The following is a 20,591-nucleotide window of genomic DNA, read 5'->3' on the forward strand; positions in this document are numbered from 1 at the left end:
AGGGGTCAGCGCGGGGCGGCCAGGGCCTCCTCGAGGGTGCCGTAGCGCTCCACGAGGTGGTCGATTCCGGCGGTGCTGAGCAGACGCCGAAGGGCGGTCCCCGGCGCGGCAATGCGCAGCCTCGTCTGCTGGTGCACCTGGATGAGCAGGCTCAGGAACGAGGAGTCCGCGAACGTGACGGCGGTGGCGTCCAGGACGACCACGTCGTGACTGGCCGCGGCCTGCCACATGGCGATGAACAGCGGGTCGACGGTGTCGCTGTCGAGGTCTCCGCGCGCCTGGACGACCCAGCAGCCGTCGCTCTCGAACTCGGCGGCCACGGGAGCCTGCGGCGGCACGGGTCCGGGACCGGGCGGGGGCGTACTGGACATGCCGTCGAGTATGCCAAGAGCGCCGGGCCCTGATCGACCGGGCAGGGGTGGCCGGAGGCCGTGGCCCGGCGCGGTGACCTCGGGACGGTTGTCAGGGCAGGGCGATCAGCGCGACGATGCGCTTGCCGCCGGGGTGGAAGGTGATGGACACCCGCTCCGCCAGCCGGCAGACGAGGGGCCAGCCGTAGCCGCCGACGTGGGCCGTCCGCGGGGGGTGGGGGGATGCGACCGGCACCTCGGGGCTGGCGTCCGCCACGGCCAGCAGCAGCCCCTCGTCGGTGAGTTCGGCCGTGAAGCCGGTGAGCCCGCCCCCGTGCCGGAAGGCGTTGGTCACCAGTTCGGAGGTCACCAGGAGTGCGTCGGCCACGACGATCTCGGCCAGGCGCCCGGCGGGTCCGAGGGCCCGGGACGCCAGGAGACGTGTGACGGTGTCGCGGGCCGACGCGGCGTTCCGGGGCATGAGAACCGTCTCACGCCCGGCCGCCTCCGACGGCCCAGCGCTTCCGACGGCGTCTCCCGGGCCGTTCCCCGGGTCCATGCCGTCCACTGGCCTTTCCTGTTCCCCGTTCATGCACTCTCCGCCTGCCCGGTGGGCCTCCGGTCACACCAGCCGCCCGCGAAACGGCCACGGAAAGCGAGGCCGGTCACCACCTGAACGCCGAGTCCACCGAGTCCGCGACGTGGAAGGCGCCGAGCGTGCCCGTGACCTCCAGCAGCCGGTGCACGGTCGCGGGCATCGGTCCGGCCAGAACCAGGGGTATGCCCGCCTCGCCGTGCTGCCGACGGCCGTCCAGAAGGGTGTGAAGCCCCGCGGAGTCGGCGAACTCCACCCCGGAGAGGTCCACCACCGTGCGGCTTCCGCCGCCGTTGGCGGCACCCGTCAGCGCGTCGGCCAGTTCCGTGGAACCCGACCACTCGTCCAGGCTGCCGCGGACCCGGATCAGTACGGCCCCGGCAGGTGCGGTCTCGACGACCACCCGCTTCTCGTCTCCCGTCATGGCCTCATCCTCCTACATCGTCCGGCGTGGGCGTCCGCCTCCTGCCCGGAGTGGGCGCAGACGGTGTCCCGGCTGGGAGCGTCACAGCGACGGTGCATAGAATCCGCTGCCATGTCGAAGCCTGACGAGCTGCTCGTTGACATCGCCGCACTGGTGGAGTCCGGGCACAGCAATCAGATGTCCCTCACCGTGGTCACCAACGGTGCCGTCATCACCGGCCGGCTGGCCCCCGAGGCGGTGTGGAGCCGCCGTGTCTCCGAGGTCCTGACGGACTCGGCCCACCTGGGTGAGTTCTCCGCCATCTTCGCCGAGCGGGCGGGGAGGGACGGGCCGCCGACCCATCTGCACTTCCACGTCGCCCGCATCCTCCAGGGCGCGGTCGGCATCCCGGAGACCGGCGGCATGTACCGGGTCGCGATCGAGGACGTGGACGCCTGGACCGTGGGCGACTTCAGTTACCACTGACGTGACGGGGGACGTGACGCGGACAGGGCGTACCGCCGGCCTCCGAGGGGGCCGGCCCTCCGGGGAGGACGCGGGTCAGGGCCACACCAGGCAATAGGCCTGGTGCCCCGCGTCGTGCAGGCGGTGGGAGAAGTCCTGCCACTCGTGGAGCAGCTGGTAGACGTTGAACGCGTCGCGCGGCCCGCCGCGGTCCGGGACGGTGGACCAGATGAAGGCCGCCGCGCCGACGGATTCCTCGCCGACGTCCCGCAGCGGGTCGACCACCGTCATGGGCAGCTTGACCACCGCGTAGTCGGGGTGGAGCACCACCAGCTCCAGCGGCGGGACCTTGTGCAGGGGTATGCCCTGTATGCCGGTGAGGACCATGGCCGCGACCGTCTCGGGCTTGATCTTGCTGAACATGCCGCCCATGCCCAGCTCGTCGCCGCCCAGTTCCTCGGGGCGCATCGAGATGGGCACGCGTGCCGCGGTGGCCCCGTCGGGGGCACCGAAGTACTTGTAGGTCACCCCCACCCGTCCACCACTCCTGATCCCCGGACCGTCGGCACCGCCCGCCAGTGCGTCCCGTACCCGCTCGGCCTCGCGCTCGGCCTCGCGTTCGGCCTTGCGCCGGTGCCGCCCTCGCCGGGCAGGCTCGGGCCCCAGGCCGTCGGTCCCTTCGCCCACTCCGCCACCGCGATGCATATCTCATCCACCCGACTACTTCTTAGGAGACACAGCCCCGCCGCGCAACCCGATCATCGTCAGTGACCTCCCCCACGGGCGGGCCGTGAAACACCTGTCCGCGAGACCGTGCGCGCCTCTGACACCATGGCACGTGTGAGCTTTCCCTATGACGCCCCAGTTTCGCAGACGCGAGGAGACTGACGCCCTTTCGTTGTACGAGCCTCATACGGGGAGGGCGTGCTCCCTGCTCACCGGCGGCCGGGAAAATCCGGCCGGGCCCCGAACCCCCCGAATCGCAGATCAGGACCAAAGTGGCGTATTCATACGAAGCCCCAGTTTCACAGACGCTTTTCGACCGCGCGTCCCTCGTGACGCCCGGCGGCGTCAACTCCCCCGTGCGCGCATTCCGCGCGGTGGGCGGTACGCCCCGGTTCATGGTGTCCGGCACGGGTCCGTACCTCACCGACGCCGACGGCCGCGAGTACGTCGACCTCGTGTGTTCGTGGGGGCCGATGATCCTCGGCCACGCGCACCCCGAGGTCGTCGCGGCCGTCCAGGACGCGGTGGCCCGGGGTACCTCGTTCGGTACGCCCGGTGAGGGCGAGGTCGCGCTCGCCGAGGAGATCGTGGCGCGCGTCGAGCCGGTCGAGCAGGTGCGTCTGGTGTCGTCCGGCACCGAGGCGACCATGTCGGCGATCCGGCTGGCCCGCGGGTTCACCGGGCGCGCCAAGGTCGTGAAGTTCGCCGGGTGCTACCACGGCCACGTCGACGCGCTGCTGGCCGCCGCCGGCTCCGGGGTCGCCACGTTCGGTCTGCCCGACACGCCCGGCGTGACCGGGGCGCAGGCCGGCGACACGATCGTGCTGCCGTACAACGACCTGGAGGCCGTGCGCGCCGCGTTCGCCGCGCAGCCGGGCGAGATCGCGTGTGTGATCACCGAGGCGTCGCCGGGCAACATGGGCGTCGTGCCGCCCCTGGACGGCTTCAACGCCGGGCTGAAGGAGATCTGCGCGGCCGAGGGCGCGCTGTACATCTCCGACGAGGTGATGACGGGGTTCCGTACCTCGAAGGCGGGCTGGTACGGCATCGACGGGGTGCGGCCGGACCTGATGACCTTCGGCAAGGTCATGGGCGGCGGCTTCCCGGCCGCGGCCTTCGGCGGCCGCGCCGACGTGATGGCGCACCTGGCACCCGCCGGTCCCGTCTACCAGGCGGGAACGCTCTCCGGGAACCCGGTGGCCACGGCGGCGGGTCTCGCCCAGCTCAGGCTGCTCGACGACGCTGCGTACGCGAAGGTCGACGCGGTCTCCGCGGAGCTGCGCTCCCTGGTCGGCGAGGCGTTCACCAAGGAGGGCGTCGCGCACACGGTGTCGGCGGCGAGCAACATGTTCTCCGTGTTCTTCACCGACGAGCCCGTCCGCGACTACGAGGGCGCGAAGAAGCAGGAGGCCTTCCGCTTCACGGCCTTCTTCCACTCGATGCTGGAGCAGGGCGTCTACCTCCCGCCCTCCGCCTTCGAGTCGTGGTTCGTCTCGACCGCCCACGACGAGCGCGCCATGGAGCGGATCGCCGCCGCCCTGCCGGCCGCCGCACGCGCGGCATCGGAGGCCACGGCATGAGCGAGTACCCGGACCAGGACATCACCGTCGTCCACCTGATGCGGCACGGCGAGGTGCACAACCCGGACGGCGTGCTCTACGGCCGCCGCTCCGGTTACAGCCTGTCCGACCTCGGCCGCCGGATGGCCGACCGGGTCGCCGAGCACCTGGAGAAGCGCGACATCACGTACGTCGTGGCCTCCCCGCTGGAGCGTGCCCAGGAGACGGCCACGCCGATCGCCACGTCGCACGGTGTGGACCTCGCCACGGACGGGCGCCTCATCGAGGCGGCCAACGTCTTCGAGGGCAAGACCTTCGGGGTCGGCGACGGCGCGCTGCGCAAGCCCGAGAACTGGAAGCACCTCACCAACCCCTTCAAGCCCTCCTGGGGCGAGCCGTACATCGAGCAGGTCGTGCGGATGATGGGCGCCCTCGACGCGGCGCGTGACGCCGCGCGCGGGCACGAGGCGGTCTGCGTCAGCCACCAGTTGCCGATCTGGATCGTGCGGAGCTTCGTGGAGGGCCGCAGGCTGTGGCACGACCCGCGCAAGCGCGAGTGCACCCTGGCCTCACTGACGAGCTTCACCTACCAGGGCGACAAGATCGTGTCGGTCGCCTACACCGAGCCGGCGCGGGACCTGGTCCCGGCGCATCTGCTCGCGGGCGCGAAGCCGGTCAAGGGGAAGTCCAAGGCGTTCGGGGCGTAGCGCTCCACCGGCCGCGCACCGGGAGCGGTGCGCGGCCCCGATCCGGCGATCCTGTGCAGCACCTGTAAGGGTCTGTTCACGTAATAACTTTTGTGATTATCAGCGGAACCACCGTGTTGGTTTCCTCATCTAAGCCATCGCCAGTTTGTATGGCCTTGAGGTAATACGACCGCAGATGGGGACGCTATGCGTGAAATCAACCGAAGGGGCCTGCTCGGGGCAGGACTCGGAGCCGCAGCCGCACTCTCGATGGCCGGCTGCGGCTCCCTCGGGTCATCGGACGGTGACCGGCCGGAACCCACGAAGAGCGGCAAAGGCGGCAAGGGGGCGCACGGCAACGGCGGAGGCCCTCCCGAGAAGAACATCAGGCTCATCGGCGACGGATCCACGGCGGACACCGGAAAGCAGCCGAAGCAGCCCGCCGCACCGGTACGACTCGAACCGGGGCAGACGCCCCCGCAGTTCGTGATCTTTTCCTGGGACGGGGCCGGTGAGGTCGGCAACGGGCTCTTCCCGCGCTTTCTCGATCTCGCCAAGGAACACGACGCGGCGATGACCTTCTTCCTCTCCGGGCTCTATGTGCTGCCCGAGTCGAAGAAATCCCTCTACCGCCCGCCCAACAACCCCAGGGGCGCCTCCGACATCGGCTATCTCACCGACGACCACGTCAAGCAGACGCTGAAGTACGTCCGCCAGGCCTGGCTCGAAGGGCACGAGATCGGCACCCACTTCAACGGGCATTTCTGCGGGGGATCGGGATCCGTCGGCAACTGGACCGCCGAGCAATGGCGCAGCGAGATCGACCAGGCCGTCTCGTTCGTCACCGAATGGCGTACGAACTCCGGCTGGACCGACCTCGATCCGCTGCCCTTCGACTACCGCAAGGAACTCGTCGGCGGCCGCACTCCGTGCCTTCTCGGCCAGGACAATCTGCTTCCCACCGCGAAACAGCTGGGCTGGCGCTACGACGCGAGCTCGCCCGGTGGCACCCAGATGTGGCCGGAGAAGCGCCAGGGAGTCTGGGACCTTCCGCTGCAGGGCATCCCATTCCCCGGTCACACCTTCGAAGTCCTGTCCATGGACTACAACATCCTCGCCAACCAGTCGGTGAATTCGACCAACGGCATGCCCTCGCGCTATCCGGGCTGGCGCACCCAGGCCGCCCAGGCGTACATCGCCGGGTTCGACCGCGCCTACGAGACGAATCGCGCGCCCTTCTACATCGGCAATCACTTCGAGGAGTGGAACGGCGGCATCTATATGGACGCCGTCGAGGAAGCGCTCAAGCACATCGCGGGCAAGCCGGATGTGCGCCTCGTCTCCTTCAGGCAGTTCGTCGACTGGCTCGACGCACAGGATCCGGCGGTGCTCGAGAAGCTTCGTACGCTCCAGGTCGGCAAGGCACCCGACGGTGGCTGGAACGCCTTCTTTAATCAAGCCTGACAAGGGGCTTTACGGGCACCGAGGGGGGTGCGCAAGATCCCCGGAACTGCCATGCGAAACTTTTCACATGAGCTCTGGCCGCGCATCCCGACGCCGCTTCACCCTGCTCGCCGCCCTCACTGCGGCAGGCGCGCTGACCCTGTCCGCGTGCAGTGGCGACGGCACCAAGGCAGGCGGTGGCGGCAACACGAACTTCGTGACCGGCAGTGGCGGGATCTCGACCGTCGCCAAGGCGGACCGCGCCGACGCGCCGAAGCTCGACGGCATGACGCTGGAGGGCAAGCCCCTCGACATCGCCGACTACAAGGGCAAAGTCGTCGTCCTCAACTTCTGGGGCTCGTGGTGCGGCCCCTGCCGTGCCGAGGCCAAGCACTTCGAGAAGGTGTCGAAGGAGACCGGGGCCCGGGGCGTGCAGTTCGTCGGGGTCAACACCCGCGACCCGCAGAAGTCGCTCGCGGTGAGCTTCGAGGAGGACTTCGGGGTCACCTACCCGAGCCTCTACGACCCGACCGGGAAGCTCCTCCTGCGCTTCCCGAAGGGCACCCTGAACCCGCAGGCCATCCCGTCGACCGTGGTCGTCGACCGGGACGGCAGGATCGCCGCCCGTTCGCTCGCCGCGCTCGACGCCGCGAAGCTGCGCGAGATGATCGACCCGCTGGTCGCAGAGAAGTGATCCCGGCGATCGAGCTGGCCGCGGTCGCCGGCGGAAACGCGACGGTCGCCGACGGGGCCCTCATAGTGGCGCTTCCCATCGCGCTGCTCGGTGGTCTCGTCTCCTTCTTCTCGCCGTGCGTCCTGCCGCTGGTGCCCGGCTACCTCAGCTACGTCACCGGGGTCAGCGGCGCGGACCTCGCCGAGCGGCGACGGGGCAGGACCGTCGCCGGTGCCTCGCTCTTCGTCCTCGGCTTCACCGTCGTGTTCGTGTCCGGGGGCGCGCTCTTCGGCTTCTTCGGCCAGACGCTCCAGGGGTACAGCGGGACGCTGTCCAAGGTCCTCGGCGTGCTGCTGATCCTCATGGGGATCTTCTTCATGGGGCTCATGCCCTGGATGACGCAGCGCGAGTTCCGCATCCACAAGAGGCCGGTGACCGGCCTGACGGGGGCGCCGCTGCTCGGTGCCCTCTTCGGGATCGGCTGGACCCCGTGCCTGGGCCCGACACTGGCCTCCGTCAACGCCCTCGCGTTCGACCAGGCGACGGCGGGCCGCGGGGCGGTCCTGTCCGTGGCGTACTGCCTCGGGCTCGGTATCCCCTTCGTCCTGGCGGCGGTCGCCTTCCGCCGGGCGCTCGGCGCGTTCGGCTGGGTCAAGCGCCACTACGCATGGGTCATGCGCATCGGCGGCGGCATGATGATCGTGACCGGAGTGCTCCTGCTGACGGGCGCGTGGGACGTGCTCATCCAGGAGATGCAGGTCTGGTCCAACGGCTTCACTGTGGGGATCTGAGTCCATGAGCAACACGCACACCACGGACGAGCGCGACCTCGGCGCGGCGGGGGCACAGCTCTCCACCGCCCCGCGCGAGGAATCCGCCGCCTCCGTACCCTCGATGGGCGTCATCGGCTGGACCCGGTGGTTCTGGCGCCAGCTCACCTCCATGCGGGTCGCGCTGATCCTGCTCTTCCTGCTGTCGCTCGGCGCCGTCCCCGGATCGCTGATCCCGCAGAACAGCGTGGACGAACTGAAGGTGCAGACCTTCAAGGAGGCCCACACCACGGTCACTCCGCTCTACGAGAAGCTGCAGTTCTTCGACGTCTACAGCTCCGTGTGGTTCTCCGCGATCTACATCCTGCTGTTCGTCTCGCTGATCGGCTGCATCGTCCCGCGCACCGGCCAGTTCGTCGGCCAGCTGCGCGGCCGCCCACCGGGCGCCCCCAGGACGCTGACCAGGCTGCCCGCGTACACCACCTGGCGCACCGAGGCGTCCCCCGAGCAGGTCCGCGAGTCCGCCCTCGGGATCCTCCGCAGGCGGCGCTTCCGCTCGCACACCGTCGGCGAGGCGGTCGCGGCGGAGAAGGGCTACCTGCGCGAGACGGGCAACCTGCTCTTCCACATCGCGCTGATCGTCATGCTGGTCGCGTTCGCCTGCGGACAGCTCTTCAAGTCCGAGGGCGGCAAACTGGTGGTCGAGGGCGACGGCTTCGCCAACACGATCACCCAGTACGACGACTTCAAGTCGGGCTCGCTCTTCGACAACGACGACCTCACCCCCTTCAGCTTCGACCTGGACGAGTTCGTCGGCACCTACGAGCGCAACGGCCCGCAGCGCGGCACGCCCCGGACGTACGAGGCACGCGTGACCTACTCCGAGGGCGCAGACGGCGCCCCGAAGAAGAAGGTCATCGAGGTCAACAAGCCGCTCGTCGTCGACGGCACGAAGGTCTACCTCAACGCGCACGGCTACGCCCCGGTCATCTCCGTCAAGGACGGCAGGGGCAAGGAGGTCTACCGCAACGCGGTTCCCCTGCTGCCCATCGACAACAACGTCACCTCGACCGGCGCGATCAAGGTGATGGACGGCTACAAGGACAAGAGCGGCAAGAAGACCCAGCTGGGGTTCCAGGCGTTCTTCGTCCCGACGTTCGCCGGTGACGGCAAGGGGACGATGTTCTCGCAGTACCCCGGCGCCGACTATCCGGTCCTCGCGCTCAACGGCTACTACGGCAGCCTCGGCGTCGACTCCGGGCTGCCGCAGAACGTCTACCAGCTCGACACGTCCAAGATGAAGGAGTTCAAGGACAGCAACGGGGACAAACTCAAGAAGCGCCTGCGCCCCGGCGAGACCATGAAGCTCCCCGACGGCGCGGGCTCGATCACCTTCGAGAGCGTCGAGGAGTGGGCCAGCTTCCAGATCTCCCGCCAGCCCGCCAGCGGCTGGGCCCTGACCGGCGCCGTGGCAGCCATCCTCGGCCTCGCCGGTTCGCTGTTCATCCAGCGACGCCGTGTGTGGGTGCGGGCCGTGCGCGGCGCGGACGGCGTCACCGTCGTCGAGATGGCCGGCCTCGGCCGCAGCGAGTCCGCGAAGCTGCCCGAGGAACTGGCCGGCCTGGCGGCCGCACTGCACGACACGGCGCCGAGCGCGCCCGATCCCGATCCCGAGCCCGGACGACCTTCCGGACAACCTGCCGAAGAAACTGCCGAAGGGGCTGAGAAGTGAGTCTCGCCGCCGCAACCAACGAAAATCTGGCACACACCAGCAATGTGCTGATCTATTCGTCGATGGCCGTCTACACCCTGGCCTTCTTCGCACACATCGCGGAGTGGGTGTTCGGCAGCCGCAGCAAGGTGGGCCGCACCGCCGCCGCGCTGAGCGGGCCGGCGGCCGCCGGTTCCACCCCCCAGGTGCGGATCGGGCATCAGGGCGGCAGCACCGCGGTGCTGGAACGCCCCAAGGTCGTGACCCGTTCGGCCGCCGGGTCCCGTGACGTACCGGACGGTCCCGGCGCCGCGGGCGGGACGTTCAAGGGCGACCTGTGGGGGCGGATCGCGGTCTCCCTGACGGTCGTCGCCTTCGCCGTGCAGACCGGCGGGGTCGTGGCCCGTGCCATGTCGGTGCGGCGTGCCCCCTGGGGCAACATGTACGAGTTCTCCATCACCTTCTCCACGGTGGCGGTCGGCGCGTACCTCATCCTGCTGGCGCTGCGGAAGAACGTCCGCTGGATCGGCCTGCTGCTGGTGACCACGGTCCTGCTGGACCTCGGCATCGCGACCACCACGCTCTACACCGACAGCGACCAGCTCGTGCCGGCGCTGCACTCCTACTGGCTGTGGATCCACGTCTCCACCGCCATCATCTGCGGCGCCGTGTTCTACCTCGGGGCCGTCGGCACGCTGCTCTACCTGTTCCGCGACAGCTACGAGAACAAGATCGCGAACGGCGGGACTCCCGGCAGGTTCGCCTCCTCCGTGCTGGAGCGGCTCCCCGCGGCGAAGTCCCTGGACACCTTCTCGTACCGCATCAACGCCGCCGTCTTCCCGCTGTGGACCTTCACGATCATCGCGGGTGCGATCTGGGCGGGCGACGCGTGGGGCCGGTACTGGGGCTGGGACCCCAAGGAGGTCTGGTCCTTCATCACCTGGGTCGCGTACGCCTGTTACCTGCACGCCCGCGCGACGGCCGGCTGGAAGGGACGCAAGGCGGCCTACCTGGCGCTCATCGCGTTCGGCTGCTGGCTCTTCAACTACTACGGCGTGAACATCTTCGTGACCGGCAAGCACTCCTACGCCGGGGTCTGACGGCACGGCTCCACATGCCACGAGGGCGCGACCGCATCACCGCGGTCGCGCCCTCGTGGCGTACGGGGTCTCAGCCGAGCGGGGTGTCCAGGACCGCCTTGCGGTGGCTGAACGTCTCCAGGGAGTACCGGCCGTGGTAGTTGCCCATGCCGCTCTCGCCCACCCCGCCGAACGGCAGGTCGGACACGGTCAGATGGGCCAGCGGCAGGCCCATGCCCACCCCGCCGGACGAGGTCTCGGACAGCAGCCGTGCCCGCACCGACGGGTCCTGGGTGAAGGCGTACAGCGCCAGCGGCTTGTCCCGGTCGTTGATGAAGGCGATGGCCTCGTCGAGCCCGCGCACGGTGACGATCGGGAGGACCGGACCGAAGATCTCCTCCCGCATCACGGGGGAGTCCGGGGCGACATCGGCCAGCACCGTGGGCGCGATGTACTTCTCGTCCCGGTCGTGGGCCCCGCCCGTCACCGTGCGACCGGAGCCCAGGAGGCCCACCAGACGGTCGAAGTGCCGCTCGTTCACGATCCGGCCGTACTCGGGGCTGACCGAAGCGTCCTCGCCGAACAGATCCTCGACCGCTGCCGCCAGGGCGTCCGCCAGAGCGCCGGCCGTCTCCGGATCGGCCAGGACGTAGTCGGGGGCGACGCACGTCTGGCCGGCGTTGAGGAACTTCCCGGAGGCCAGCCGCGCGGCCACCGTCTTCAGGTCCGTGCCGCGGTCGACGAACGCCGGGGACTTGCCGCCCAGTTCGAGCGTCACCGGGGTGAGGTGCTTCGCGGCGGCGGCCATCACGATCCGGCCGACCGTGGCGTTGCCGGTGTAGAAGATGTGGTCGAAGCGCTCGGCGAGCAGTGCGGTGGTCTCCGGGACACCGCCCTCGACGACGGCGACGGTGTCCCTGTCCAGGTACTCCGGCAGCAGCCGCGCCAGGGCGGCGGAGGTCGCGGGCGCCAGCTCGCTGGGCTTGGCGACGACCGCGTTCCCCGCGGCCAGCGCACCGGCGACGGGCGCGAGCAGCAACTGCACCGGATAGTTCCACGGTGCGATGACGAGGACGACCCCCAGCGGGTCCTGCACGGTGTGGGCGGTGGCCCCCGCGAGGACCGCCGGTACGGGGGCGGGCTCGGGCTCCAGCCAGCCCTCCAGGCGCTCCAGGGTGTGGTCGATCTCCCGGACCGTGAAGTCGATCTCGGTCCGGTAGGCCTCCTTGCGACTCTTGCCGAGGTCGGCCCTCAGGGCCTCGGCCAGCTCGTCCCCGCGCTCGGTCAGCAGGGCGCGCAGCCGCGTCAGCTGGGCGGTGCGTCGGGCGAGGTCCCTGGTGCGGCCGGTACGGAAGGCCGTACGGAGCCGGGCGACCACATCGGCCGGAGTCTCCACGGCGGTCCCGGCGCTCACAGTGCCGCCACGATCTCGCGGGCCAGCTGCTCGGAAGAGGCCGGGTTCTGACCGGTGTGCAGGTTGCGGTCGTGCACGGTGTGCACCGCCCACGGCTCGGCCGCGGCGTAGTCGGCGCCGAGCTCGACGAGCCGGGTCTCCACCAGCCAGGGCGCCTTCTCGGCGAAGCCCGCCTGGGTCTCCTCGGCGTTGCTGAATCCGGTCATGCGGTACCCGGCGAACGGCCAGTCGCCGTTCTCCCGGCGGGCGGGCAGCAGGGCGGCGGGGGCGTGGCACAGGACGGCCACGTGGGTGCCCGAGTCCAGCGCCGCGGTGAGCAGACGCCCGGACACCTCGCTGACGGCCAGGTCCTCCATGGGCCCGTGGCCGCCGGGGTAGAACACGATGTCGTAGGACGTGGGGACGACGTCCTCGAGCCGGGCCGGGATGCGCAGCGTCTCGTCGATCGAGGCGAGGTAGGAGGCGATGGCGTCGGCCTGCTCCTGCCCGCCGTTGGCCTCGGCGGCCAGGCTGGACGTGTCCACGGTGGGGGCGACTCCGCCGGGGGTGGCCACGGTGATGTCGAAGCCGGCCTGGGTGAAGACACGGTGCGGGGCGGCGAGTTCCTCGGCCCAGAATCCGGTGGGGTGGGCGCTGCCGTCGTTGAGGGTCCAGCGGTCGGCACCGGTGAGGACGAAGAGTACGGAGGTCATGGGGTGTGCTCCCTACGAGACGCAGACGTACAGGAAAGCTTGATATGCTCAAGCAATAGAGATCATGTAACGGGCAAAAGTTGAGCATGTCAAATGAATGCGGGGCGTGGTGCACCGGACCGGCCGGCGCCCGGACCACGCGTACCCGACCGAAGGATGACCGACCATGACGACGGAACCGGCACCCCGCGCCGTGCCTGATCCGGACGAGCTGCTGGAGCCCCTCGCGGTCGTCGTCCGGGGCCACCACGACGATCTCACCGTCGTCGCCGGGCGGCATGGCCTCAGCTCCTCACAGGCGCGGGCGCTGATCGCCCTCAATGACCCCATGCCCATGAGCGCGCTGGCCAGTCACCTGGTGTGCGACGCGTCCAACGCCACCGGCCTGATCGGCCGGATGGAGGCCCGCGGTCTGGTGACGCGCACCCCGGCACCCGGCGACCGCCGCTCCAAGGTGGCCTCCCGCACGGCGGAGGGAACCGAGCTGGCGCACCGCATCCGCGCCGAGATGCGTGTGGTGCACGGTGCCCTGGAGGCACTCACACCCGAGGAGCGCACGGCCTTGCTGCCCCTGCTGAACCGGCTGGGGCAGCTGCTCTCGTCATGAGGACGTGACGCCGTCAGGGCAGCGGCTCACGCGCCGGTGGGGGGAGCCGGGTCCTCGGGGGCCTTGCCGCCCTCCCGGCGCTTGATCTCCTCCTCGCGGCGGCGGAGGTCCGCCTCCCAGTCCTTGAGGAGCGACTCGTCCTTCTTGTTCTCTTCCTTCAGCGACTTGAGGAACTCCGGGTTGTCGTCGGGCGCGACCCACGTGGTGCGGTGAGAGCGATGCCACTCGGAGGGCGTGCGCCCCCCGGTGGGCGGCGTGCGCAGCTTGCCCGCGGCGAGCCAGACGATCGGACCGACGATCCAGAACAGCAGGATGATGAAGATCCAGGCCACCTTCGGCAGGTGCTTCGCCTCGTCCTCCGGGGTGTTCAGGCAGTCGATGAACGCGTAGACCGTCAGCGCCAGCGGCAGCAGATAGATCAAGGCCCTGAGCATCGTGGAGGATCCCCCGAGATGAGATGGGGAGGCGCTGTCCCGCCCCCGGTGACGGGCCCAGGGTAGCCGGTGGCCGATACTGGACTGCATGGCTTACGACGATCTTCGCTCCCTGCTCCGGGCTCTGGAGCGCGAGGGCGATCTCAAGCGCATCAAGGCCGAGGTCGACCCGTATCTGGAGGTCGGCGAGATCGTCGACCGGGTGAACAAGGCGGGCGGGCCCGCGCTGCTCTTCGAGAACGTCAAGGGGGCGTCCATGCCCCTGGCCATGAACGTCTTCGGTACCGACCGGCGGCTCCTCAAGGCGCTGGGGCTGAAGTCCTACGCCGAGATCAGCGACAAGATCGGCGGCCTCCTCAAGCCGGAGCTGCCGCAGGGATTCGTCGGCATCCGCGAGGCGTTCGGGAAGCTCGGCACGGTGACGCACCTGCCGCCGAAGAAGGTCAAGTCCGAGAGTGCTCCCGTCCAGGAGGTCGTCCTGACCGGCGACGACGTGGACCTCGACCAGCTGCCCGCGCTCTTCACCTGGCCCGAGGACGGCGGCTCCTTCTTCAACCTGGGTCTCACGCACACCAAGGACCCCGAGACGGGCATCCGCAATCTGGGGCTCTACCGGCTGCAGCGCCACGACAGGCGCACCATCGGGATGCACTGGCAGATCCACAAGGACAGCCGCAACCACTACCAGGTCGCCGCGCGGCGCGGTGAGAAGCTGCCCGTCGCCATCGCATTCGGTGCGCCGCCCGCCGTCACCTACGCCTCGACTGCCCCGCTGCCCGGGGACATCGACGAGTACCTCTTCGCCGGTTTCGTGCAGGGCAAGCGGATCGAGATGGTCGACTGCAAGACCGTCCCGCTCCAGGTCCCGGCGCGGGCGGAGGTCGTGATCGAGGGCTGGCTGGAGCCGGGCGAGATGCTGCCGGAGGGACCGTTCGGCGACCACACCGGCTTCTACACCCCGCAGGAACCCTTCCCCGCGCTGACGATCGACTGCGTGACGATGCGGAAGCGGCCGCTGCTGCAGTCGATCGTGGTCGGCAGGCCGCCCACCGAGGACGGGCCACTGGGGAGGGCCACCGAAAGGTTCTTCCTGCCCCTGCTCAAGATCATCGTCCCGGACATCGTGGACTACCACCTGCCCGAGGCGGGCGGCTTCCACAACTGCGCGATCGTCTCGATCGACAAGAAGTACCCCAAGCACGCCCAGAAGGTGATGAGCGCCATCTGGGGGGCGCACATGATGTCGCTGACCAAGCTGATCGTGGTCGTGGACTCCGACTGTGACGTCCACGACCTGCACGAGGTCGCCTGGCGGGCGCTCGGCAACACCGACTACGCGCGGGACCTCACGGTCACCGAAGGCCCGGTCGACCATCTGGACCACGCCTCCTACCAGCAGTTCTGGGGTGGCAAGGCGGGCATCGACGCGACGCGCAAACTGCCCGAGGAGGGGTACACGCGGGACGGGGGCTGGCCGGAGATGGTCGAGTCCGACCCGGAGACGGCGGCGAAGGTCGACCGCCGCTGGAAGGAGTACGGCCTGTGAGCGCCTCAGCCTCAGCCTCGGCCGGCGCTGTACCGCAGCCGCGCAGCAAGCCCCGCGCGTTCCTGCGGCTGGTGATGATCGAGCACTCGGTGTTCGCGCTGCCCTTCGCGTACATCGCCGCGCTGACCGCGATGTTCCAGCTGGACGAGAGCATCCACTGGGGCACGCTGCTGCTCGTGACCGTCGCGATGGTCGGGCTGCGGACCTTCGCGATGGCGGCCAACCGGATCATCGACCGCGAGATCGACGCGCGTAACCCGCGCACCGCCGGCCGGGAGCTGGTCACCGGGGCGGTGTCGGTCAGGTCGGCGTGGACCGGGGCGCTCGTGGCGCTCGTCGTCTTCCTCGGCGCCGCCGCTCTGCTGAACCCCCTCTGTCTGGTGCTGGCGCCGGTCGCGGTCGTGCCGATGGTGGTCTACCCGTACGGCAAGCGGTTCACGAACTTCCCGCACGCGATCCTCGGCCTCGCCCAGGCGATCGGCCCGATCGGTGCCTGGCTGGCGGTGACCGGGAGCTGGTCGTGGGACGCGGTGATCCTGGGGCTGGCCGTCGGGATCTGGATCGGCGGCTTCGACCTGATCTTCGCCTGTCAGGACGTGCAGGCCGACCGGGCCCACGGGGTGCTCTCCTTCCCGGCCCGTTTCGGTATCCCGGCGGCCCTGTGGGGCGCGCGGGTCTGCCATGCGGTCACGACCGGCCTGCTGGTGTGGTTCGGACTGGCGACCGACGCGGAGATCTTCTACTGGATCGGCATGCTGATCGTGGCCGTGGCCTTCGTGTACGAGCACCGGGTCGTGCGGCCGCACGACCTGTCGAGGCTCAACCGGGCCTTCTTCTCGGTCAACGGCTTCATCGGGATCGCGCTGTTCGCCTGTGCGCTGCTCGATCTGCTGGCGCGCGGCCTCACACCGTGACGTAGTCCGGGCCCCGCGGCCGGCGGGGGCGGCGAAGGAGGAACGCCGCCGCCACCCCGCCCACCAGCCCGAAGAGGTGGCCCTGCCAGCTGATGCCGGAGTCGGTCGGCAGCACGCCCCAGAGCAGCGAGCCGTAGACCGCGGCGATGACCACGCCGACCACGATGTCCAGTGGGCGGCGGTCGACGAAGCCGCGGACCAGCAGATAGCCGAACAGCCCGAAGACCACGCCGGACGCTCCGAGGGTGACCGTGTTCGGTGGCGCGGTGAGCCACACGCCGAGGCCGCTCGTCACGACCACGACGAGGACCACGGCGGCAAACCGGGCTATGCCGCCGAGCGCGGCGATGAAGCCGAGGACCAGCAGCGGGAGGCTGTTGGACGCCACGTGTTCCCAGCCGCTGTGCAGGAAGGCGGCCGGCACGATGTCGGCCAGCTCGGCGGGCTCGCGGGGACTGACGCCGTGGGTGTCGAGGGAGTTGCCCGTCGCGACGTCGATGCCTTCCAGCACCCACAGCAGCGCGACCCAGGCGAGCATGACCGCCCCGGCCGCGACGGCCCGTGCGGTGGCGCTCGTGCGTGTGGTCGTCATGGTCACCCCCTGTCCACGGCTTTTGCTCCTGTCGCTGCAACGTACGAGGACCCCGGCCCGGTTCCTGGTCGGCGGCCGCGGTGCGTCCCGCGTCGACCTGACCCGGACGGGAGGCCCGGTGCCGGATAGGCTCGGCGGTGTGACAGCCGGGACTTCAGTGACTCAACAGCAGCGCAGGCCTTGGATTGTCGGGGTGTCGGGAGCGTCCGGCACACCCTTCGCGGCCTCGGTGCTGCGCGGACTGCTGGACGCGGGTGAGAGCGTCGACCTGGTGGTCAGCCGGTCCTCCCGGCTGACGCTTCTGGACGAGACGGGGATCGCCTTCCGCGACGCGCACTGGCAGGACGACCTGCGGACCTGGCTGGCGCGGGGGGCGGACGGGAAGCCGGACACCTTCCGGCCCGACGTCGGGGGCGTGCGCCACTGGGCGGCCGGCGATCTGGCGGCCGGGCCCTCGTCCGGGTCGTACCCGGCGAAGGGGATGCTCATCGTGCCGGCGTCGACCGCGTGTGTGGCCGGTGTGGCCCTGGGGCTCTCGAAGGACCTGCTGCAGCGGGCCGCGAGCGTGACGCTCAAGGAGCGGCGGAAGCTGGTCGTGGCGGTGCGCGAGACGCCGCTGAGCGGTTCGACGCTGAAGCAGATGGTCGCGCTGGACGAGGCGGGCGCCGTGGTGCTGCCCGCCTCTCCGGGTTTCTACGCGGGGGCGACGCACATCCAGGACCTGGTGGACTTCGTCGCCGGGCGGGTGCTGGACGCGGCGGGGGTGCCGCACCAGCTCTACCGCCGGTGGGAGGGGGAGCTCGGTGGTGGCTCCCGGGGCTGATCCGGTGGGGTCAGCGCTGCTTCCTCCCGACCCGCCGGGTGCGGGTCCGGTCGACGCGGTGGGCGGCGGCGGGCTGGTGGGCACGCGAGCGGTTGGCCAGGTCCTGCAGCTCGCGCATCCGGGCGTAGGCCATCTCGATCGTGTACACGGTGAAGATCACTCCTGAAGATTCGTAAGCGCTTCTCGGGCTACGGGAGAGATTTGCAGGCCGTAACCCCTGTTGTGCCTTAGATTCTACACGTAAGCTCGCGGTACTGCTGAACAATGGAAGGTTTCAGTCATATGGACGCGGTGGACAGGCAGCTCATCCAGGCCCTCAGAGAGAACGGCAGGGCCTCGTATGCCGAGCTGGGGCGGCTCGTCGGGCTCTCCGGGCCCAGCGTCACCGACCGCATCAACCGGCTGGAAACCGCCGGTGTCATCACCGGTTACCGGGCGACCGTCGACTCCGCGTCGCTCGGGCTGGGGGTCACCGCGCTGATCGGGATCTCGCTCTCCGACGCCGCCGACCACGAGGACGTCGCGCACCGGCTGAAGGACCTCGCCGAGATCGAGGACTGCTGGTTCATCGCGGGCGACGACTCGTTCATGCTCAAGGTGCGGGTCGGCGACGTGGACGGACTGGAGAAGACGATCCGCAGGCTGAGCGGCACGAGGGGCGTCTCCAGGACCCGTACGACCGTCGTGCTCTCCACCAAGTGGGAGAACCGGGTAGGCGAGCTCCCCGACGAGGACTGACGCGGGGGCGGGGGTGCTTCCGCCCGAAACGTGGGGGAGTACGGTTGGCTGCCGGATCGGTAACGCACTGACATATGGAGGCGCCCAAGTGGACGCGGGACTCAAGCGCGAGCTGGAGGAGAAGGTCCGGGCCGGCGAGCGGCTGACCCGCGAGGACGGGATCGCGCTCTACGAGTCCGACGACCTCGCATGGCTCGGCGGGCTGGCGCACGAGGTGCGCACGAGGAAGAACGGCGACGTCGTCCACTTCAACGTCAACCGTCACCTCAACATGACGAACGTGTGCACCGCGTCCTGCGCGTACTGCTCGTTCCAGCGCAAGCCGGGTGAGAAGGACGCGTACACGATGCGCATCGAGGAGGCCGTCCGGCTCGCGAAGGCGATGCAGGGCGAGAACCTCACCGAGCTGCACATTGTCAACGGGCTGCACCCCACCCTGCCGTGGCGCTACTACCCCCGCTCGCTCAGCGCGCTCAAGGAGGCGCTGCCCGAGGTGGCGCTGAAGGCGTTCACGGCGACGGAGATCCACCACTTCGAGACGATCTCCGGGCTCTCGGCCTCCGAGATCCTCGACGAGCTGATCGAGGCCGGTCTGGAGTCCCTGACCGGCGGCGGCGCGGAGATCTTCGACTGGGAGGTCCGCCAGCACATCGTCGACCACAACACCCACTGGGAGGACTGGTCGCGCATCCACCGCCTCGCGCACGAGAAGGGGCTCAAGACCCCGGCGACGATGCTGTACGGGCACATCGAGGAGCCCCGTCACCGCGTCGACCACGTGCTGCGGCTGCGGGAGATGCAGGACGAGACCGGCGGCTTCCAGGTCTTCATCCCGCTGCGCTACCAGCACGACTTCGTCGACATGAAGGACGGCAAGGTCCGCAACACCCTCCAGGCGCGGACGTCGATGGCGACCGGCGCCGAGGCGCTGAAGACCTTCGCGGTCTCGCGGCTGCTCTTCGACAACGTCCCGCACGTCAAGGTGTTCTGGGTGATGCACGGCGTGCAGACCGCGCAGCTCGCGCTCCAGCACGGCGCCGACGACATGGACGGCTCGGTCGTCGAGTACAAGATCACGCACGACGCGGACGACTACGGCACGCCGAACAAGCTCGGCCGTGAGGACCTGCTGGACCTGATCCGTGACGCGGGCTTCCGCCCCGTGGAGCGCAACACGCGGTACGAGATCCTGCGCGAGTACCCGGGACCGGACGCCGACCGGCGCGAGACCCCGCAGCCCATGCGCGTCTGACGCCGCGCGCCCCTCGCGGGCGTCCTGTGTGTCCCGCCGCACCGAAAGCCCCGGTCCGCCGTCCCCGGCCGGGGCTTTCTCGCGGGGTGGACGCCGGTTGAAGCTCCAGTCCGTAATGGTTAATCTGCCCTTATGGCGCTTACGTTTGCAGTGAATCCCGCGTTCGACCGGAGCCTGCGGGACGACATCACCGCGCTCTGGGTCGACGTCACGAACGCCGGCGGAGCCGTCGGCTTCGTGCCGCCCGTCACCGCCGACGCGGTCCGGCCGGAGCTGGTCAAGCACCTGGCCGGCATCGCCGAGGGGCGCACCCACCTCGTCGTCGGACGGGACGAGGACGGCGCCGTGGCCGCCACCGCCTTCCTCACCCACAACACCCACCGGCTGATGCAGCACTGGATCGGTGTCTACACGGTGATGGTGCATCCCCGGCACCAGGGCAAGGGCTTCGGGCGCGAGCTGATGGCTGCGGCGGCCGACGCGGCCCGCGCGATCGACGGCATCCGCGCGGTGCGGCTCACCTGCCGCGGCGGCACCGGGGCCGACCGCTTCTACGCCTCCTGCGGATACAAGGAGGTGGGCCGGATCCCGGACGCGATCCGGATATCCGAGGACGACTTCCGCGACGACATCATCATGCTGCTCCCGCTGTTCCGGTAGGGGTGCGCGCCCCGCGGCGGGTGGGCCCCCGTTCGGCGGGAGCCGCCGAACGCGCCGGGCAACCCTGTGAACTGATCGAATTCGGGGCATGCTTCACTGGTCGGGCAGAACCATGGACCGCGCGACCGCGGAAGTCGTACGAAGAGAGAAGGCCTGCCGTGTCCGCTGCCAAGCCGAGTGCAACCGTCCGGTACACCGCGATGCGCCTGCTGATCTTCGTGGGCTGCTTCTTCGTCGCGGGCGTCGCTGTCCACTTCGGTGTGCTGCCCTCGGGCGTCGGCGGCTCCAACGTCGTCTGGGTCCTGCTCCTCGGTGTGGTGCTCTCCGCGCCCCTCAGTTACATCCTGCTGCGCAAGCAGCGCGACGAGATGTCCGAGCAGCTCGTCTCGACGGTCGACCGCACCAAGGCGCGGCTCGAGGCGAACCGCTCCCGCGAGGACTCGGTCGCCAGGTAAGCGT

At 69.8% G+C, this 20,591-nt stretch carries 25 protein-coding genes; 16 read left to right on the top strand and 9 right to left on the bottom strand.

The genetic code is table 11. The annotated features are described in order from the left end of the window. Positions 1–5 precede the first annotated feature (5 nt). The 3 genes from OG206_RS18655 to OG206_RS18665 all read right to left on the bottom strand — a co-directional run bounded on the left by OG206_RS18655 (position 6) and on the right by OG206_RS18665 (position 1,369). Complete coding sequence (locus OG206_RS18655; RefSeq protein WP_327117492.1) at positions 6–371, bottom strand: STAS domain-containing protein; 366 nt, start codon at positions 369–371, stop codon at positions 6–8. A 91-nt stretch (positions 372–462) separates the two neighbouring features. Then, complete coding sequence (locus OG206_RS18660; RefSeq protein ID WP_327117494.1) at positions 463–831, bottom strand: ATP-binding protein; 369 nt, start codon at positions 829–831, stop codon at positions 463–465. 184 nt (positions 832–1,015) lie between these two features. Continuing rightward, positions 1,016–1,369 (bottom strand): STAS domain-containing protein, encoded by a 354-nt coding sequence (locus tag OG206_RS18665; protein ID WP_327117496.1) that lies wholly within the window; start codon positions 1,367–1,369, stop codon positions 1,016–1,018. A 111-nt stretch (positions 1,370–1,480) separates the two neighbouring features. Between OG206_RS18665 and OG206_RS18670 the strand changes: the two genes are divergently transcribed. After that, entirely contained in the window at positions 1,481–1,834 is a 354-nt protein-coding gene (locus tag OG206_RS18670; RefSeq protein ID WP_327117498.1) for a hypothetical protein, read from the top strand. Positions 1,835–1,909: 75 nt separating this feature from the next. On the opposite strand, the gene OG206_RS18675 is transcribed toward OG206_RS18670, so the two are convergent. Then, positions 1,910–2,518 (bottom strand): hypothetical protein, encoded by a 609-nt coding sequence (locus tag OG206_RS18675; protein ID WP_327117500.1) that lies wholly within the window; start codon positions 2,516–2,518, stop codon positions 1,910–1,912. 293 nt (positions 2,519–2,811) lie between these two features. On the opposite strand from OG206_RS18675, the gene hemL reads away from it, so the two are divergent. From hemL to ccsB, 7 genes are all read left to right on the top strand, one after another. Continuing rightward, positions 2,812–4,119: a glutamate-1-semialdehyde 2,1-aminomutase gene (gene hemL, locus OG206_RS18680; RefSeq protein ID WP_327117502.1), complete on the top strand. Its 1,308-nt coding sequence runs from the start codon at positions 2,812–2,814 to the stop codon at positions 4,117–4,119. Further along, on the top strand, positions 4,116–4,805 hold the full coding sequence (locus OG206_RS18685) for a histidine phosphatase family protein (RefSeq protein WP_327117504.1): 690 nt from the start codon (positions 4,116–4,118) through the stop codon (positions 4,803–4,805). The genes hemL and OG206_RS18685 overlap by 4 nt, the downstream gene beginning before the upstream one ends. 186 nt (positions 4,806–4,991) lie before the next feature. Then, positions 4,992–6,248, top strand: coding sequence for a hypothetical protein (locus OG206_RS18690; protein ID WP_327117506.1), 1,257 nt, complete (start codon positions 4,992–4,994; stop codon positions 6,246–6,248). A gap of 67 nt (positions 6,249–6,315) precedes the next feature. Beyond that, positions 6,316–6,921 carry a TlpA family protein disulfide reductase gene (locus tag OG206_RS18695; protein WP_327117508.1) on the top strand — a complete coding sequence of 202 codons (606 nt, stop codon included), beginning with the start codon at positions 6,316–6,318 and terminating at the stop codon, positions 6,919–6,921. Beyond that, positions 6,921–7,691 carry a cytochrome c biogenesis CcdA family protein gene (locus OG206_RS18700; protein WP_442805950.1) on the top strand — a complete coding sequence of 257 codons (771 nt, stop codon included), beginning with the start codon at positions 6,921–6,923 and terminating at the stop codon, positions 7,689–7,691. The genes OG206_RS18695 and OG206_RS18700 overlap by 1 nt, the downstream gene beginning before the upstream one ends. Positions 7,692–7,695: 4 nt before the next feature. Next, positions 7,696–9,402, top strand: coding sequence for a cytochrome c biogenesis protein ResB (gene resB / locus OG206_RS18705; RefSeq protein WP_327117512.1), 1,707 nt, complete (start codon positions 7,696–7,698; stop codon positions 9,400–9,402). Further along, positions 9,399–10,481, top strand: coding sequence for a c-type cytochrome biogenesis protein CcsB (gene ccsB / locus OG206_RS18710; RefSeq protein ID WP_327117514.1), 1,083 nt, complete (start codon positions 9,399–9,401; stop codon positions 10,479–10,481). The genes resB and ccsB overlap by 4 nt, the downstream gene beginning before the upstream one ends. A 70-nt stretch (positions 10,482–10,551) precedes the next feature. On the opposite strand, the gene OG206_RS18715 is transcribed toward ccsB, so the two are convergent. Then, on the bottom strand, positions 10,552–11,874 hold the full coding sequence (locus OG206_RS18715) for an aldehyde dehydrogenase family protein (protein WP_327117516.1): 1,323 nt from the start codon (positions 11,872–11,874) through the stop codon (positions 10,552–10,554). Beyond that, the gene (locus OG206_RS18720) at positions 11,871–12,566 is read right to left on the bottom strand and encodes a type 1 glutamine amidotransferase domain-containing protein (protein WP_327117518.1); all 696 of its coding nucleotides are present in this window, start codon (positions 12,564–12,566) and stop codon (positions 11,871–11,873) included. The genes OG206_RS18715 and OG206_RS18720 overlap by 4 nt, the downstream gene beginning before the upstream one ends. A gap of 166 nt (positions 12,567–12,732) precedes the next feature. On the opposite strand from OG206_RS18720, the gene OG206_RS18725 reads away from it, so the two are divergent. After that, complete coding sequence (locus tag OG206_RS18725) at positions 12,733–13,173, top strand: MarR family winged helix-turn-helix transcriptional regulator (RefSeq protein WP_327117520.1); 441 nt, start codon at positions 12,733–12,735, stop codon at positions 13,171–13,173. Positions 13,174–13,199: 26 nt separating this feature from the next. Here the strand turns inward: OG206_RS18725 and OG206_RS18730 are convergent, their stop codons facing one another. Then, positions 13,200–13,607 carry a PLD nuclease N-terminal domain-containing protein gene (locus tag OG206_RS18730; RefSeq protein WP_327117522.1) on the bottom strand — a complete coding sequence of 136 codons (408 nt, stop codon included), beginning with the start codon at positions 13,605–13,607 and terminating at the stop codon, positions 13,200–13,202. An 88-nt stretch (positions 13,608–13,695) separates the two neighbouring features. Between OG206_RS18730 and OG206_RS18735 the strand changes: the two genes are divergently transcribed. Then, positions 13,696–15,153: a menaquinone biosynthesis decarboxylase gene (locus OG206_RS18735; RefSeq protein ID WP_327117524.1), complete on the top strand. Its 1,458-nt coding sequence runs from the start codon at positions 13,696–13,698 to the stop codon at positions 15,151–15,153. Further along, the gene (mqnP, locus tag OG206_RS18740; RefSeq protein ID WP_327117526.1) at positions 15,150–16,067 is read left to right on the top strand and encodes a menaquinone biosynthesis prenyltransferase MqnP; all 918 of its coding nucleotides are present in this window, start codon (positions 15,150–15,152) and stop codon (positions 16,065–16,067) included. Before OG206_RS18735 ends, mqnP begins: the two co-directional genes overlap by 4 nt. On the opposite strand, the gene OG206_RS18745 is transcribed toward mqnP, so the two are convergent. Beyond that, a complete protein-coding gene (locus OG206_RS18745) occupies positions 16,057–16,659 on the bottom strand; it encodes a rhomboid family intramembrane serine protease (protein WP_327117528.1) in 603 nt (200 codons plus the stop codon). The genes mqnP and OG206_RS18745 overlap by 11 nt on opposite strands. A 157-nt stretch (positions 16,660–16,816) precedes the next feature. Between OG206_RS18745 and OG206_RS18750 the strand changes: the two genes are divergently transcribed. Continuing rightward, positions 16,817–17,482 carry a UbiX family flavin prenyltransferase gene (locus OG206_RS18750; RefSeq protein ID WP_327122322.1) on the top strand — a complete coding sequence of 222 codons (666 nt, stop codon included), beginning with the start codon at positions 16,817–16,819 and terminating at the stop codon, positions 17,480–17,482. A 10-nt stretch (positions 17,483–17,492) separates the two neighbouring features. On the opposite strand, the gene OG206_RS18755 is transcribed toward OG206_RS18750, so the two are convergent. Continuing rightward, positions 17,493–17,642 (bottom strand): hypothetical protein, encoded by a 150-nt coding sequence (locus OG206_RS18755; protein ID WP_327122471.1) that lies wholly within the window; start codon positions 17,640–17,642, stop codon positions 17,493–17,495. Positions 17,643–17,764: 122 nt separating this feature from the next. Here OG206_RS18755 and OG206_RS18760 point away from each other — a divergent pair, with 122 nt between their 5' ends. From OG206_RS18760 to OG206_RS18775, 4 genes are all read left to right on the top strand, one after another. Beyond that, positions 17,765–18,220 (top strand): Lrp/AsnC family transcriptional regulator, encoded by a 456-nt coding sequence (locus OG206_RS18760; protein WP_327117530.1) that lies wholly within the window; start codon positions 17,765–17,767, stop codon positions 18,218–18,220. Positions 18,221–18,308: 88 nt separating this feature from the next. Further along, a complete protein-coding gene (gene mqnE, locus OG206_RS18765) occupies positions 18,309–19,472 on the top strand; it encodes an aminofutalosine synthase MqnE (protein WP_267075106.1) in 1,164 nt (387 codons plus the stop codon). 132 nt (positions 19,473–19,604) lie between these two features. Beyond that, a complete protein-coding gene (locus tag OG206_RS18770) occupies positions 19,605–20,132 on the top strand; it encodes a GNAT family N-acetyltransferase (RefSeq protein ID WP_327117535.1) in 528 nt (175 codons plus the stop codon). 158 nt (positions 20,133–20,290) lie between these two features. After that, positions 20,291–20,587: a DUF4229 domain-containing protein gene (locus OG206_RS18775; RefSeq protein ID WP_327117537.1), complete on the top strand. Its 297-nt coding sequence runs from the start codon at positions 20,291–20,293 to the stop codon at positions 20,585–20,587. Positions 20,588–20,591: the final 4 nt, after the last annotated feature.

It is taken from the genome of Streptomyces sp. NBC_01341 (genome assembly GCF_035946055.1).
Taxonomy (GTDB): Bacteria; Actinomycetota; Actinomycetes; order Streptomycetales; family Streptomycetaceae; genus Streptomyces.